Source organism: Streptomyces malaysiensis subsp. samsunensis (assembly GCF_024519315.1).
Taxonomy (GTDB): Bacteria; Actinomycetota; Actinomycetes; order Streptomycetales; family Streptomycetaceae; genus Streptomyces; species Streptomyces malaysiensis.
In genome coordinates this window covers 1-16,702 of sequence record NZ_JANIIC010000118.1, presented here as the reverse complement: position 1 = coordinate 16,702, position 16,702 = coordinate 1, and the positions used below count along the sequence as shown (strand labels likewise).

Annotated in this window: 7 protein-coding genes, 1 tRNA gene and 1 pseudogene; 2 read left to right on the top strand and 7 right to left on the bottom strand. The window is 69.8% G+C overall.

The window, feature by feature from the left end; translation table 11 throughout:
• From NQU54_RS46500 to NQU54_RS46480, 5 genes and pseudogenes are all read right to left on the bottom strand, one after another.
• Nucleotides 1-326 (bottom strand): annotated as a pseudogene (locus tag NQU54_RS46500) (30S ribosomal protein S12 methylthiotransferase RimO); the annotation flags it as partial.
• Between the two features lie 63 nt (nt 327-389).
• On the bottom strand, nt 390-1,220 hold the full coding sequence (locus tag NQU54_RS46495; RefSeq protein WP_069867906.1) for a helix-turn-helix domain-containing protein: 831 nt from the start codon (nt 1,218-1,220) through the stop codon (nt 390-392).
• A 189-nt stretch (nt 1,221-1,409) separates the two neighbouring features.
• A complete protein-coding gene (locus tag NQU54_RS46490; protein WP_257636322.1) occupies nt 1,410-4,256 on the bottom strand; it encodes a DNA translocase FtsK in 2,847 nt (948 codons plus the stop codon).
• Nucleotides 4,257-4,451: 195 nt separating this feature from the next.
• Entirely contained in the window at nt 4,452-5,129 is a 678-nt protein-coding gene (locus NQU54_RS46485; RefSeq protein ID WP_020868040.1) for a response regulator, read from the bottom strand.
• Between the two features lie 274 nt (nt 5,130-5,403).
• Entirely contained in the window at nt 5,404-10,953 is a 5,550-nt protein-coding gene (locus NQU54_RS46480) for a HAMP domain-containing protein (protein WP_257636321.1), read from the bottom strand.
• Between the two features lie 251 nt (nt 10,954-11,204).
• On the opposite strand from NQU54_RS46480, the gene NQU54_RS46475 reads away from it, so the two are divergent.
• Complete coding sequence (locus NQU54_RS46475) at nt 11,205-13,832, top strand: SpoIIE family protein phosphatase (protein WP_257636323.1); 2,628 nt, start codon at nt 11,205-11,207, stop codon at nt 13,830-13,832.
• Nucleotides 13,833-14,062: 230 nt separating this feature from the next.
• Nucleotides 14,063-15,709 carry an IS1182 family transposase gene (locus NQU54_RS46470; protein WP_257636320.1) on the top strand — a complete coding sequence of 549 codons (1,647 nt, stop codon included), beginning with the start codon at nt 14,063-14,065 and terminating at the stop codon, nt 15,707-15,709.
• Between the two features lie 59 nt (nt 15,710-15,768).
• Here NQU54_RS46470 and NQU54_RS46465 read toward each other — a convergent pair.
• Nucleotides 15,769-15,841, bottom strand: a tRNA-Thr gene (locus NQU54_RS46465).
• Between the two features lie 60 nt (nt 15,842-15,901).
• Nucleotides 15,902-16,600: a DegT/DnrJ/EryC1/StrS family aminotransferase gene (locus NQU54_RS46460; protein WP_257636319.1), complete on the bottom strand. Its 699-nt coding sequence runs from the start codon at nt 16,598-16,600 to the stop codon at nt 15,902-15,904.
• Between the last annotated feature and the right edge of the window lie 102 nt (nt 16,601-16,702).

The window sequence follows — 16,702 nt, the reverse complement described above, 5'->3', positions numbered from 1 at the left end:
TAGTCGTCGAAGCCGAGCACCCCGTCGGCCTCGGGCAGCGCCTCCGCGAGCTCCTTGCCGTATCGCTCGGCCATGCAGCCGACGGCCACCACGGCCTGGGTGCGGCCGTGGTCCTTCAGATCGTTCGCCTCCAGCAGGGCGTCGACCGAGTCCTTCTTGGCGGCCTCGACGAAGCCACAGGTGTTGACGACGGCGACGTCGGCGTCGGCGGCTTCCTCGACGAGCTCCCAGCCGTCCGCCGCCAAGCGGCCTGCGAGCTCCTCCGAGTCCACCTCGTTACGGGCGCAGCCAAGAGTGACAAGGGCGACGGTGCGGCGTTCGGGCATGCGCTCAGACTACTTTGTCCCCACGACAGCCCCCGCTGCCAGGGCTCCCGATCGTCCCGTGGCTCAGCCCGCTTCGGGGTCTCCCTTGGTGTAGCTCAGCCGCTGGACGGCCCCGCTGGTGCCGACATTCTTCACTTCCTTGCCGTTCACGAACAGCTTGATCGCCCCGGCGTTGCCCAGCACCAGATCGATGCGCCGGCTGTCGCTGAAGGTCTTGGAGTCGCCCTCGCGCAGCACGCCCTCCTCGAGGAGCCGGCCGTTGTGGTCCTGGGCGGAGATCCAGCTCTGGCCGCCCTCGGCCGTCAGCTTGACGGTGACCTTGTCCGCCGGGACGCCCGCGATGGCGCTGTCGGACGGGTCGGGCTTGTTCGGCGTGGCGGGCTTGGAGGGGGCGGCGCTGTTGGTGGGCGCGGAGGCGCTGGGCTTGGGCGAGGCGGGGTCGTCGGCGACGGTCGAGCCGTCACCGTCGCCGCCCCGGACGAGGGTGAAGCCCACGAATCCGACGACGGCGACGATCGCCGCGACCATCGCGGCCGTCCAGTTGGGGCGCCGGGGGTCGGGGCGGATCCGCTCGGCCTCGAACAGCGGCGCCGGCGCGGTCGGCGCGGGCCGGCCGCCGTGTTCGGCGTCGAACTGCGCGATCAGGGGCTCCGGATCGAGGCCCACGGCGCGGGCGAGCACACGGATGTGCCCCCGGGCGTAGACATCGCCGCCGCAGCGCGAGAAATCGTCCTGCTCGATGCCCCGCACGATGGGGGTGCGCACCCGGGTCGAGGAACTGACCTCGTCGACGGTCAGCCCCGCGGAAATACGGGCCTGCTGGAGGGCGCGACCGATGGAAAGCCGGTCGTCTTCGGGGGAGTTGCCGTCTTCGGGGAGGTTGCCGATGGACACGGGGGCGCCTTTCGAGCGTGAGCCACCTGCTGGGGGTTCAGTCTAGGGGTGGGGCGAAAGGGTCGGGCAAGCGGGAGGACGGAGTTTGTCCGCCATCGGGATTGCCGTTCGGTCACGATTCTGGGGTCTCACTCCGCCACCTCCCTCAACTTGACGTTTCGGTAGGGGAAACGGTTGCCCGCCAAACCCTTATGAGTGAGCCTTACCGCGGATCACGTCGAGCACGCCATCCAATTCATCCGGCTTGACGAGTACATCGCGTGCCTTGGATCCCTCGCTGGGGCCGACGATGCCGCGCGACTCCATGAGATCCATCAGCCGCCCCGCCTTGGCGAAACCCACCCGCAGCTTGCGCTGCAACATCGAGGTCGAGCCGAACTGGGTGGAAACCACCAGCTCAGCGGCCTGGCAGAGCAGATCGAGATCATCGCCGATCTCCTCGTCGATCTCCTTCTTCCTGGACGTCCCGACCGTCACGTCGTCGCGGAAGACCGGTGCCATCTGCGCCTTGCAGTGCTCGACGACGGCCTCGACCTCGGACTCGGTGACATAGGCGCCCTGCATCCGGATGGCTTTGTTCGCGCCCATCGGCAGAAAGAGGCCGTCGCCCTTGCCGATCAGCTTCTCGGCGCCGGGCTGGTCCAGGATGACGCGGCTGTCGGCCAGCGAGGAGGTGGCGAAGGCGAGTCGCGAGGGCACATTGGCCTTGATCAGGCCGGTGACGACGTCCACGGAGGGCCGCTGGGTGGCCAGCACCAAGTGGATACCGGCCGCACGCGCCAGCTGTGTGATCCGCACGATCGAATCCTCGACATCCCGCGGTGCGACCATCATCAAATCGGCCAGCTCGTCGACGATCACCAGCAGATACGGATAGGGCCTGAGCTCCCGCTCGCTCCCCTCGGGCGCCTTCACCTTCCCCTTGCGGACCGCCGCGTTGAAGTCGTCGATATGGCGGAAGCCGTATGCCGCGAGATCGTCATAGCGAAGATCCATCTCCCGTACGACCCACTGGAGCGCCTCGGCGGCGCGCTTGGGGTTGGTGATGATCGGTGTGATCAGATGAGGAATGCCCTCGTAGGCGGTCAGCTCCACACGCTTGGGGTCGACCAGCACCATCCGCACATCGTCCGGGGTGGCACGGGCCATGATCGATGTGATCAGGCAGTTGATGCAGGACGACTTGCCGGAACCGGTCGCGCCCGCCACCAGAACATGCGGCATGGTGGCCAGATTGGCCGCCACATAGCCGCCCTCGACGTCCTTGCCCAGCCCGACGATCATCGGATGGTCGTCACCCACGGAGTCCGCCGAGCGCAGCACATCGCCCAGGTTGACCATCTCGCGGTCGCTGTTGGGGATTTCGATGCCGACGGCCGACTTGCCGGGGATCGGGCTGATGATCCGAACATCGGGGCTGGCGACCGCGTAGGCGATGTTCTTGGTCAGCGCGGTGATCCGCTCGACCTTCACGGCCGGGCCCAGTTCCACCTCGTATCGGGTGACCGTCGGACCGCGGGTGAAGCCGGTGACGGCGGCGTCCACCTTGAACTCCGTGAACACCTTCGTCAGCGAGTCCACGACCGCGTCGTTGGCCGCGCTGCGCGTCTTACCGGGCCCACCGCGCTCCAGCAGCTCGAGCGAGGGCAGGGAGTAGGTGATGTCCCCGGAGAGCTGCAACTGCTCGGCGCGCGGCGGCAGCGGCTCGCCCACCTCGACCGCGGGCCGGGTGAGGTCGGGGACCTGGTGGGGATCCTCCTCGCCGGCTCCGTCCGGACGGTCCTTCCCGCCCGCCGCCTTGCCCCGGGCGCCGCTCTTCCCGGCGGCCTTCCCCGGCTCCTTGTCGGCGTCGCGCGCGACCGGCACCCCGCCACTGGCGGCCCCGTCCTCGCGCTCGCCCGAAATCCCGTTGCTGAGCCCGGCGACGAGCGGCGAGGGCTGCACACCGTGCAGCACGGCCCCGTCCAGCGAGGCGGCGGCAGCGGCCGCCACGTCCACCGCGTCCAGGGGCCGGTCGAGCGGCGGTTGGACGGACGACGAGCGGCGCGAACGCCGGCGCTTGCGCAGCGCCTCCTCCTCGGCCCGCTCCGGGCCGCCGGCCACGTCCGGGTCCTCTTTGGCGAGCGAGGTTCTGCGAGGCCGTCTGGCGGGCGTCTCGCGCCATTCATCGGCGTACTCCGCCGCGTCGTACCCGGCCTCCGGCGCGTACCCGTCCTCGTGGTCGCGCACCAGGCCGAGTCGGACGCCCAGCTGCCGCAGCCGCTGCGGGATGGCGGCGACCGGCGTCGCGGTGACCACCAGCAGCCCGAAGACGGTGAGCAGCACCAGCAGCGGTACCGCCAGCACCTCGCCCATCAGGTAGATCAGCGGCCGGGAGACGGCCCAGCCGATCAGGCCGCCCGCGTCCTGTATCGCCTCGGTGCCCTGGCCGCGCCCCGGGGCGCCACAGGCGATGTGGACCTGCCCCAGGATCCCGATGACGAGCGCCGAGAGCCCGATGACGATCCGCCCGTTGGCCTCCGGTCGCTCCGGGTGGAGGATCAGCCGGACCGCGATGATGCCCAGCAGTATCGGCACCACCAGGTCGAGCCGGCCGAAGGCGCCGGTGATCAGCATCTCGACCAGCCCGCCGACCGGCCCGTCCAGATTGGACCAGGTGCCCGCGGCGACGATCAGGGCGAGGGCGAACAGCAGCAGGGCGCTGCCGTCCTTGCGGTGGGCGGGGTCGAGCCCCTTGGCGCCGCGCCCTATGCCGCGGAACATCGCCGCGACGCCGCGCGCCATCCCCATCCACACGGCGCGCACGATGCGGAACACGCCGCTGGTGGGATTCGGCGCGGGAGGGGGTGCCGCCTTCGCCGCCGCCTTCTTCGCGGCGGCCTTCTTCGCGGGCGCGGCGGACTTCTTGGCAGGCGCCTTCTTCGCGGGCGCCTTTTTGGCGGCCGCCTTCTTCGCGGCGCCTCCGGACTGCCCGGCGCGCTTCTTCGAGGTGCCCGCCGTGCTCTGGGAACCCTTGCCGGACGTACGAGAGGCCATGGAGGCGAGATTACCCGCGTCCGCCGTACGGAGCACGCATGGCGGGGGTATCAGGCGTCACCGACGTCACACGCCGCCGCCGCGCCGACGAGGCGGTGAGACGGCCGTGACGGCGCGTCAAAGTGCGGATGACCGATCGGCGATGGCCGACCGACGGCGACGGGTCGGCTGACCGGCTCGGTGAGGTCGATCGGTTCAGTTCTGCGAGGGGACCTGACCGGCTCCGCTGCCCGCACCCGGCTCCAGCGCGTCCAGCGCCCGCCGCAGACCGGTCAGCTTGCGCTCCAGATGCGCCGCGGTGGCCACGGCGGCGGCGTCGGCCGACTCGTCCAGCTGCTTGGAGAGCGCCTCGGCCTGCTCCTCGACGGCGGCGAGCCGCGCGGACAGCTCGGCGAGCAGCCCCGCCGACTCCTTGGCCTCCCCGGCGGCGGGCTGACCGCCCTCCAACTGGAGCCGCAGCAGCGACGCCTGCTCCCGCAGCTGGCAGTTCTTCATGTACAGATCCACGAAGACCGAGACCTTGGCTCTGAGCACCCACGGGTCGAACGGTTTGGAGATGTAGTCCACCGCGCCGGCCGCATATCCCCGGAAGGTGTGGTGCGGGCCATGGTTGATCGCCGTGAGGAAAATGATCGGGATGTCGCGCGTCCGCTCCCGGCGCTTGATGTGCGCCGCGGTCTCGAACCCGTCCATGCCCGGCATCTGGACGTCCAGCAGAATCACCGCGAAGTCGTCCGTCAGCAGCGCCTTGAGCGCCTCTTCCCCTGACGATGCCCGCACCAGGGTCTGATCGAGCGCGGAGAGAATGGCCTCCAGCGCCAGCAGATTCTCCGGCCGGTCATCGACCAGGAGGATCTTGGCCTTCTGCACCATGCCCCGTCCTCCTCGTCCCGGCTTGGGGTCTCCCCAGCCCGAAAAGCTGGGGGAAGCACCGGGCGCCGCCCCAGGGGACGACTCCCTTGCGCCGTCCGTCCTTGTGCCGGTCATGGTAGCCGCACCCCGCTGTTCGCCACACCCTGTCACCGCGATGTCACTGTGCACGTAGCAGAAACGCGGTGGGAGACCAGAAGGTTCCCCGAATACCGCGTTCCCACACGTGTTCGGCGACACTCAGTCAACACCACTCCCGCCCCGGACGTACCTCGGGTCACTCCACCGACATCCAGTGCTCCATCACCGTAAGGAGATGATCGGTGTCGACCGGCTTGGTGACGTAGTCCGACGCGCCCGCGTCGATGCTCTTCTCCCGGTCGCCCTTCATCGCCTTCGCGGTGAGGGCGATGATCGGCAGCCCGGCGAACTGGGGCATCCTGCGGATCGCGGCCGTCGTGGCGTAGCCGTCCATCTCCGGCATCATGATGTCCATCAGGACGAGCACGACGTCGTCGTGCTGCTCCAGGACCTCGATGCCCTCCCGGCCGTTCTCCGCGTACAGGACCTGGAGCCCGTGCTGCTCCAGCACACTGGTCAGCGCGAAGACATTACGGATGTCGTCGTCGACGATCAGCACCTTCTCGCCGTGGAAGCCGCCCGTCGGCTCCGGGGCCACCAGGTCCTGACCGCCCAGCAGCCACGGCTCGGGGGCTTGCGCCTGCCGTGCCGGGCGGCGGCCCGCCGACCGGGGATCCGGCTCCGCCTGCGGCGGCGCCTCCCCATTGGCCCGCGAGGCCTCCTGCTCGGCCCGCTGACGCCGCCGGAAGAGCCCGGAGCCGCCACGGCCGCCCGACGCCGGGGAAGCGCCTGAGGCGTCGTGTGCGGCCTCCCGGTCCGCCGTCTCGTCCTCCTCCGCCTCCTCCGCGCCGCCGGGGAACGCCTCGAGCGCCAGCGGGCTCTGAGCCGCGCCGCTCGGGGCGAGCTGCGGATAGCCGTGCGGTGGCAGCTCGCTGGGGTGCAGCGGCAGGTAGAGCGTGAAGGTCGAGCCGCGGCCGGGCTCGCTGGCCGCGTGGATCTCGCCACCGAGCAGCCGGGCGATCTCCCGGCTGATGGACAGGCCGAGTCCGGTGCCGCCGTACTTCCGGCTGGTGGTGCCGTCGGCCTGCTTGAACGCCTCGAAGATCACCCGCATCTTGCTCGCCGCGATGCCGATACCGGTGTCGGTGACCGAGAAGGCGATCATGTCGGCGTCCGCGTCGCGCAGGGCACCGTGCTCCAGCAGCTGCTCCCGGATGGCGTGCGGCACATCCGCGCCCGCCGGCCGGATGACCAGCTCCACGGCGCCGCTGTCGGTGAACTTCACCGCGTTGGACAGCAGGTTCCGCAGCACCTGGAGCAGCCGCTGCTCGTCGGTGTGCAGCGTCGCCGGGAGCTCCGGCGAGACCCTTACGGAGAAGTCCAGGCCCTTCTCCGCGGTCAGCGGCCGGAAGGTGGCCTCCACGTAGTCGACGAGCTGGACCAGGGCGATACGGGTCGGGCTGACGTCCATCTTGCCCGCCTCGACCTTCGACAGGTCCAGGATGTCGTTGATCAGCTGGAGCAGGTCCGAGCCGGCGCCGTGGATGGTCTCGGCGAACTCCACCTGCTTCGGCGAGAGATTGCCGTCGGCGTTGTCGGCGAGCAGCTTGGCCAGGATCAGCAGGGAGTTGAGCGGGGTACGCAGCTCATGCGACATGTTGGCCAGGAACTCGCTCTTGTAGCGCATCGAGACGGCGAGCTGTTCCGCGCGCTCCTCGAGCACCTGCCGGGCTTCCTCGATCTCGGTGTTCTTGACCTCGATGTCGCGGTTCTGGCGGGCCAGCCGCTCGGACTTCTCCTCCAGCTCCGCGTTGGACGCCTGGAGGGCCTTCTGCCGGTTCTCCAGCTCGGCCGACCGCTCGCGCAGCTGCTCGGTCAGCTCCTGCGACTGCTTCAGCAGCACCTCGGTCTTGGTGTTGACGCTGATGGTGTTGACGCTGGTGCCGATCATCTCGGCGATCTGGTTGAGGAAGTCCTTCTGGATCTGGGCGAAGGGCTGGAACGAGGCCAGCTCGACCACACCCAGCAGCTGCCCCTCGAAGAGCACCGGCAACACGATCACATGGGCCGGAGCCGCCTCGCCGAGCCCCGAGGCGATCTTGAGATAGCCCGGTGGCACGTTCTCCACCAGGATCGGGCGCTTCTCCTCGGCGACCGTGCCGATCAGCGTCTCACCGCGCTTGAAGCGCGTGGGCATCGAGCCGTGGGAGTAGCCGTAGGAGCCGACCAGAAGCAGTTCGTAGCCGTCGTCGGAGGTGCTGTCCGCGACCACGTCGGTGCCCTCGCCCGGCGGTACGGCCAGGAAGAACGCACCGTGCTGGGCGGAGACCACCGGGGTCAGCTCGCTCATGATCAGCCGGGCGACGTCCTCCAGGTCGCGCCGCCCCTGCATCAGACCGGAGATCCGGGCGAGGTTGCCCTTGAGCCAGTCCTGCTCCTTGTTGGCGAGCGTGGTCTCGCGCAGGTTGGCGATCATGGTGTTGATGTGGTCCTGGAGGACCTGGATCTCGCCCGAGGCGTCCACGTCGATCTTGAGGTTGAGATCGCCGCGGGTCACCGCGGTGGCGACCTCGGCGATGGCGCGCACCTGACGGGTCAGGTTGCCGGCCATCTCGTTCACCGATTCGGTCAGGTCCTTCCAGGTGCCGGCCACGTCCCGCACCCGCGCCTGGCCGCCCAACTGGCCCTCGGTACCCACTTCACGGGCCACCCGGGTCACCTGGTCGGCGAAGGACGAGAGCTGGTCCACCATCGTGTTGATGGTCGTCTTCAGCTCGAGGATCTCGCCCCGCGCCTCGATGTCGATCTTCTTGGTCAGATCGCCCTGGGCGATGGCCGTGGTGACCATCGCGATGTTGCGGACCTGCCCGGTCAGGTTGGACGCCATCGAGTTCACGGACTCGGTGAGGTCCTTCCACGTCCCCGAGACACCGGGCACCCGGGCCTGGCCGCCCAGGATGCCGTCCGTGCCCACCTCGCGCGCCACCCGCGTGACCTCGTCGGCGAACGAGGACAGCGTCGTCACCATCGTGTTCACGGTGTCGGCCAGCGCCGCGACCTCGCCGCGCGCCTCGACCGTCACCTTCTTCGTCAGATCGCCATTGGCGACCGCGGCCGACACCTGCGAGATGTTCCGCACCTGGATCGTCAGGTTATTGGCCATCAGGTTGACGTTGTTGCTCAGGTCCTTCCAGATACCGGTCACGCCCGGAACCCGCGCCTGACCGCCCAACTGCCCCTCGGTGCCCACCTCACGGGCCACCCGGGTCACCTGCTCGGCGAACGACGACAGCTGATCCACCATCGTGTTCACGGTGGTGACGAGCTCCAGGATCTCGCCCTTGGCATCAACGGTGATCTTCTTCGACAGATCGCCCATGGCGACCGCCGTCGTGACCTCCGCGATGGAACGCACCTGGGACGTCAGGTTGTTGGCCATGCTGTTGACGGACTGGGTGAGGTCCTTCCATGTCCCGGAGACGCCCTGCACCTCGGCCTGGCCGCCCAACTGGCCCTCGGTGCCCACTTCGCGGGCGACCCTGGTGACCTCCTCCGCGAAGGACGACAGCTGGTCGACCATCGTGTTCAGAGTGTTCTTCAGCTCCAGGATCTCGCCGCGGGCGTCCACGTCGATCTTCTGGGAGAGGTCACCGCGCGCGACCGCCGTGGCGACCTGCGCGATATTGCGCACCTGGGCGGTCAGATTGCCCGCCATGCCGTTCACCGAATCGGTCAGATCGCGCCACACGCCCGCCACACCGGGCACCTGCGCCTGACCGCCCAGCCTGCCGTCCGTACCCACCTCGCGGGCGACGCGGGTCACCTGCTCGGCGAAGTCGGACAGCTGGTCGACCATCGTGTTGATGGTGTTCTTCAGCTCGAGGATCTCGCCGCGGGCGTCCACCTCGATCTTCTGCGACAGATCGCCGCGCGCGACCGCGGTCGTCACCTGGGCGATACCCCGCACCTGCGCCGTCAGGTTCCCGGCCATGGAGTTGACGGAGTCGGTCAGGTCCTTCCAGACGCCGCTGACCCCGTCCACCCGGGCCTGACCGCCCAGTCGGCCCTCGGTGCCCACGTCCCGCGCCATCCTGGTGACCTGGTCGGCGAACGAGGACAGCTGGTCCACCATGGTGTTCACGGTGTTCTTCAGCTTGAGCATCTCACCGGAGACGTCCACGGTGACCTTCTGCGACAGATCGCCGTTCGCCACCGCCGTCGTCACCTGGGCGATGTTGCGCACCTGTCCGGTGAGGTTCCGGAACGCGGTGTTCACCGAATCGGTGAGGTCCTTCCACGTGCCCGCCGCACCCGGCACCTGCGCCTGACCGCCCAGTTCGCCCTCGACGCCGATCTCCCGGGCCACCCGGGTCACCTCGGCGCCGAACGACTGAAGCTGGTCCACCATCGTGTTGACGGTGTTCTTCAGCTCCAGCATCTCTCCGGCCACATCGACGGTGACCTTCTGCGACAGATCGCCGTTCGCCACCGCCGTCGTCACCTGTGCAATGTCCCGGACCTGCGCGGTGAGATTGCGGAAGGCGGTGTTCACCGAATCGGTGAGATCCTTCCACGTGCCCGCCGCACCCGGCACCTGCGCCTGACCGCCCAGCAGCCCCTCGGCGCCGACCTCGCTGGCCACCCGTGTGACCTCGTCCGCGAAGGTGCGCAGCGTCTCGGTCATGGTGTTGATCGTCTCGGCCAGCTGCGCGACCTCGCCGCGTGCGCTCACCGTCACCTTCTGCGACAGATCACCATTGGCGACCGCCGTGGTGACCTGGGCGATCCCGCGCACCTGCGCGGTCAGGTTCCCGGCCATGAGGTTGACGGAGTCGGTGAGGTCCTTCCAGACACCCGCGACGCCCGGCACCTTCGCCTGGCCGCCGAGCTCGCCCTCGGTGCCCACCTCGCGGGCGACCCTGGTCACCTCGGAGGCGAAGGAGGAGAGCTGGTCCACCATCGTGTTGACGGTGTTCTTCAGCTCGAGCATCTCCCCGGACACATGGACCGTGACCTTCCGGGACAGATCACCCTTGGCCACCGCCGTGGTCACGAGAGCGATGTCACGTACCTGGGCGGTGAGCCGGGAGGCCATCGTGTTGACGGACTCCGTGAGGTCCTTCCACGAGCCCGACATCCCCCGCACCCGGGCCTGGCCACCCAGCTTGCCCTCGGTGCCGACCTCGCTCGCGACCCGCGTCACCTCGTCGGTGAACGCCGAGAGCTGATCCACCAGGCCATTGACCGTGCGCCCCACCTTCAGGAACTCGCCCCGCAGGGGATGCGCCGAACCGTCGGCGCCCTGCGCCCGCAGGTCCATGCGCTGCTCCAGGTCGCCCTCGGCGACCGCCGACAGCACCCGGCCCACCTCGGACACCGGCCGCACAAGATCGTCCACCAGGGCGTTGGACGCGTCAATGGCGGCGGCCCACTGGCCCTCGCAGGCGCCGGTCTCCAGGCGCTCGGTGAGCTTGCCCTCGCGGCCGACCACCCGTCGCACCCGGGTCAGCTCGCCGGTGAGCTGGAGATTGCGGTCCGCGACCTCGTTGAAGACCGCGGCGATCTCCGACATCACGCCCTCGCCCGAGACCGTGAGCCGCTTGCGGAAGTTCCCGTCCCGCATGGCCGTCATCGCGATCAGCAGCCGGTTGAGGGCCGCCGTGTCCACTTCAGTCGTCCCATTGCTCCGGGACCGTCCGCCTTTCGCGCGCGTATTCGTGCCCCGCGCCGCTGCGCCAGACTCCACCGTGTCCCTCCCGCAGGGTTGACCGTCCTCGTCGGGTTCTTCTTCCAGCTTCCCCAGTGTTTCACCATGCCCCAACCAGGCCATAACAGTTCGGCAGCATCCCACACCCCCGAAGGCACACTCCGGGTGGAATCAAGGGCGACCGGCATTCGCGCGGGCATCGATGGTAAGTAACCTGGCAACCGGCCAGGGCATCGGAGGGGCGCTGCGACATGGGTGAGCAGTTCGCCGAGACATTTATGAGGAGACCTGTGATCACCGCGCGGGCAGCCGCCACCTTCGAGCCGGTGGGACGCTCGGTCGCCGCCGCCCGCACCTTTGTCCGGGACACCCTCCAGGGGTGGGGCCTCACCGACATCGTGGACGACGCCGTCGTCCTGACCAGCGAGCTCGTCACGAACGCGGTGGTGCACGCCGGTACCACCGCCGATGTGGTCTGCATCCGCGCCGACACCGGCGTCCGCGTCGAGGTCGCCGACCGCTACCCCGAGCGCGAGGTCCCGCTCCAGAGCAACGGCGGCCACCACTTCGGACACCCCGACCGCGAGGGCGGCCGCGGTCTGCTGCTGTGCGCCGCGCTCGCCGCCCGCTGGGGCGTGGAGTACACCGCGACCCATAAGCACATCTGGTTCCAGCTCGACTTCCCCGACCGCCCGGCGGGCACCCGCGCCGCCGGACCCGCCCTGCCCTCCAGCGCCCTGCCCATCGCCGACGCCCGGGTCCGGGTCGGGGTCGTCCAGGTCGACAGCGGCGGTCTGATCAGCGCCTGGAACGACGACGCTCAGGAGCTGTTCGGTTACCAATCGGAGCAGGTCGTCGGCAAGCCGCTGACCGACCTCGCCGCCTGGCCGCACACCCCCGGCACCAGCACCGGCGTCGCCGAGGCGCTCCGGCTCTCCCGCTGGGAGGGCTCCTACGGCATCCGCGGCGCCGACGGCCGGGTCTCCCCCGTCTACGCCTCCCATCTGCGCATCCGCGACGCCGAGGGCGAGCCCTCCACCGTGTGCCTGCTGGTCCGCGACCGCGAGCGCGCCGTACTCCAGAGCCCGATGCGCGCTGCGAGCGCCGACACCACCGACGCCGCCGAGCGGGGCCCGGCCACCGACGCCTTCGAGGTCTTCATCGGCTCACCGGCCCCCGACGACCTCGACGGCCTGCTCCAGCGCACCGTCGAGCGGGCCCGCGACATGCTCGACGGCGACGCCGCCTATCTGCTCCTCGCCACCGACGACGAGACCGAGTTGGAGGTCCGCGCCTCCACCGGGCTGCCCTCCGCCCGCCAGCGTTTCGCCCGCGTCCCCGTCGAAGCCGGCACCGGGCGCTACGGCTCGGCCCGGATGCCCGCCGTCCACGAGGACCTGTCCGCGGTGCCCGGCGCCGTACCACTGCTGGTGAACACCGGAATGCGCTCCGTCGTCACCGTCCCGCTGAAGGTCGAGGGCCGGCTCACCGGCTCGCTCGGCGTCGCCGCCGAGTCCCCCGCCCGCTACAGCAACGAAGAGGCCCTGCGGCTGCAATTCGCCGCCGACCGCATCGCCCTCGCCGTCGAGCGCGCCCGCCTCACCGAGCTGGAGCGGCTGCGCCGCGGCTCGCTGTCCTTCCTCGTCGAGGCGTCCGACCTCCTCGCGGGCACCCTGGACCGCGATCAGACGCTGGCGCTCATGGCCCAGATGACGGTGCCCACACTGGCCAGTTGGTGCGCCGTCTATACGGTCGCCGACCAGGCGTCCGACCCCGAGCTGTCGTACGTGCTGCATGAGGACGAGGACCGCATCGACGGGCTCAAGGCCCTGCTGATGAAGATCGACCCACCGGAGCAGGTCCCCACCGGCGGGGCCCGCAGCTGGTCCGGTCCCTATGACGCGGCCCACGCCGCCGCCCTGCGCACCTCGCTGCGCAGCCTCAGCCTCGGCGACTCCGCCCGCCCCTCCTCCGGCCCCGGCGCCTCGCTCGCGACCGCCTCCGCGGTCGGCGGCGAGACGGTCGTACTGCCCCTGGTGGCCCGCAACCGCGTCATCGGCATGCTCATCCTCGGCAAGCCCACCGACGAGCACTTCCGCCAGGAGAACCTGGAGCTCGCCGAGGACCTCTCCCGCCGGGCCGCACTCGCGCTGGACAACGCGCGGCTCTACTCGGAGCGCACCGCCATCAGCCAGTCCCTCCAGCGCAGTCTGCTGCCGCCCGAGCAGCCCGAGGTCCCCGGCGTCGAGGTCGAGGTCATCTACCGCGCGGCGGGCGAGGGCAACGAGGTCGGCGGCGACTTCTACGACCTCTTCCCGATCCGCGACGGGGCGTACGGCTTCGCCATCGGCGATGTCTGCGGCACCGGACCGGAGGCGGCCGCGGTCACCGGACTCGCCCGGCACGCCCTGCGATTGCTCGCCCGCGAGGGCTTCGGCGGCCCCGCCGTCCTGGAGCGGCTCAACGCGGCCATCCTCGACGAAGGCGCACGCAGCCGCTTCCTGACCCTTCTCTACGGGGAGTTGTGGCCGCAGCACGACGGCAGCGCGGTCCTCAAGGTCGTCTGCGCCGGACACCCTCTGCCGCTCCGGCTGCGCCAGGACGGCAGCATCGAGGCGGCTGCCGAACCGCAGCCGCTGCTCGGCGTCATGGAGGACCTCGAGCTGTACGAGCAGACGGTGACGCTCGACCCCGGCGATGTGCTGCTGTGCGTCACCGACGGTGTGACGGAGCGGCGCGAGGGCACCAGGATGCTCGGCGACGACGGCCTCATCGACGTCCTTACGACCTGCACCGGCCTTACGGCGGGCGCGGTGGCCGCGCGGGTGCTGCGCGCGGTCGAGCGCTTCGCTGCGGAGCCGCCCTCTGACGACATGGCGATCCTGGCGATGCGCGTCCCCGAGCCCGCCGACTCCTGAGGACGGCCGGGCGCCGTGGCGTCCCCGGCCATACTCGAAGGCAATACCCGAACATGATGAAGGCCCCCGCCAATTGGACGCTGACTCTGTCGGGGATCTTGAGGATCCCCGGCGAGGCAGCATGATCAACGGGCATGCTCGACTCTGTTCAAGGACCGATGCAGTTGTCGAGGTGCCCGTTGTCGCTCCGCCCGCGTTCTGGTGAGCAAGTTCCTTCTCTGACCGTGCAGATGGCTCGGGCGAGCAACCCGGGCGGTACGACGGCGATGTGGGTGAGAGATCACCTGGGCGGGCTGTGGCGGGACGAGGACTTCGCCGACTGGTACCCGCGCGACGGCCGCCCGGGTCTCTCGCCCGCCCAGCTGGCCACCGTCTGTGTGCTCCAGTTCCTTCTCGGTCTGTCGGACCGGCAGGCGGCCGAGGCGGTTCGCTGCCGCATCGATTTCAAATACGCGCTGGCCATGGAACTGGACGATCCCGGCTTCCACCACAGCGTGCTGGCCGACTTCCGCGACCGTCTCACCGAGGACGGCCGAGCAGACCGTCTCCTCGACCTCGCGCTCGCGCGCCTGGAGGAGGCCGGTCTCGTCCGCGAGCGCACCACCCAGCGCACGGACTCCACCCACGTCCTGGCCGCGGTGCGCGACCTGACCCGGCTGGAACTGGTCACCGAGGCCGTCCGCGCCGCGCTGGAAGAGCTGGCCGGCGCAGCTCCGCACCTGCTGGCCGGCCTGGTCAACGAGGAGTGGGGGCGCCGCTACGGCCGCCCGGTCCGTCTGGGCAAGAACCCCACCCGCCCCAAGACCAGGATCCTCGCCACCGGAGGCGACGCCGTCCGGCTGATCGAGCACCTCCGGCAGCACGGGCCGGAACGCCTGTCCGGTCCCCGCGTCCAGGCTCTGCGGCAGATCATGGTGCAGAACTACTACCGCGACGGGGCGGGCCGCTTGCGCTGGCGCACCGCCGAGGACGGCGGGCTGCCGCCCTCGGCCGTCGCGGTCGTCTCGCCCTACGATCCGACGGCCCGCTACGCGCGCCGCGGACACGTCACCCGTTGGAAGGGGTTCGTCGCGCATCTCACCGAGACCTGTGATCCTGATGGCGTCAACGTGATCACGGATGTGGCCACCACCGACGCCACCGGCTACGACGCGAAGGCGCTGCCCGGCATCCACACCCGTCTGTCGCGCCGCGGGCTGCTGCCCGCCGAGCACCTGGTCGACGGCGGCTACACCTCCCTGATCCATCTGGAACAGGCAGCCCGCGAACACCAGGTCACGGTCACCGGACCACTGCCGGTCAACACCACCCGCCAGAACCGCAGGAACAACGGCTTCGGCCGCGACGACTTCCACATCGACTTCGACCGCCGTCAGGTCACCTGCCCACAGGGCGAGACCAGCGCGGGATGGCACGGCCCCTATCCGGCCTCCTCGCCCACCGCGGCGCCTCTGATCGTGGCACGGTTCACCAAGAGCCAGTGCCGCCCCTGCCCGGTCCGCACCCGCTGCACGACCACCGCCGACAGCGCCCGGAGCGTGGGCTTTCCCCCGCGAGAATTCCGTGACCTGCAACTCCGCGTCCGTGCCGAGCAGCAGACATCCGAATGGCAGGCCCGCTACGCGGTCCGCTCCGGAGTGGAAGGCACCATCAACGAGCTCGCCCACGGACACGGCATGCGCCGCTGCCGCTACCGGGGACAGCACAAAGCCCACTTACAGCACGTGTTCACAGCCATCGCCGCAAACATCGAGCGCCTCAGCCGACGGCCGCCAACCGGAGAAGCACCTCCGTCCCGGCCGCCGACCGCCTTCCAGAACTACCTGGACCAGCACGGGATCCCCCGGCCGAGGTCTTGGCGGTCTGCCAGAGACTGAGCAGACCGCCAAGATCCCCGACAGAGTCAGCGTCCAATTGGCGGGGGCCTTCGCAGGAGAGCCCCAATACGGAATCGAACCGTAGACCTTCTCCTTACCATGGAGACGCTCTGCCGACTGAGCTATTGGGGCGCGTCGACGGAATAGATCATACCCGAACTCGGGTACGCGCCCGACCACCCGCCCAATGGCTCAGGCGGCTGACTCCAGCAGCCCGCCCAGCGCGTTGCAGGCAGAGACCACCCGCTGCAACTCCCGCCGCGACATGGTCGGATCGACGGGAAGCGCCAGGCACTCATCGGCCGCCCTCTCGGTCTCCGCGAGCCACAGATCGCGCCGGAAGCGCGCGGTGCGGTGCGCGGGCGTCTGTACGGGCACATGGCATACGACGCCGCGAGAACGCAGCGTACGGGCGAAGGCGTCCCGGTCCGGCCGACCGTTGCCGGGAACCCGAACGACGTACTGCTGATAGGTGTGTTCCACTCCGGGCGAGACAGGCGGGGTAAGGACCCCGCGCAGCTTTCCGTCCAGATAGGCCGCGTTGGCCTGCCGCCGCAGAATCTCCCCGGCGGGCTCATGGGCCGCCCCGTATCCGATCACCAGCACGCCGTTCCGCCGGCCCAGCTCGGTCAGGGCCGCCATATCGGCGGGGTGTCCGAAGGTGTGAATGGCCACGATGGCCGCGGTCCGGGGCGTCAGCGCCCCGGCCACCGCGGCCGGGTCTATGCAGTAGGTATGGGCGTCGATGTCCACGAAGACCGGCCTGGCGCCGGCAAGCAGCACCGCTTCCGCGGCTTCGGGAGTGCCGTAGGACGGCACGATGACCTCGTCGCCCGGCCGCACACGCGCCCGGGTCAACTCATGCAGCAGCTCATCCGTAGGAGTCCCCATGAGCGGCATCGTGCCCAGACAACATGAACACCGAGTGGCCCACAACACAACAAAAGAAGAGCCCTGCCGGTGACCTAAGTCCCGACAGGGCTCTCCGCAAAG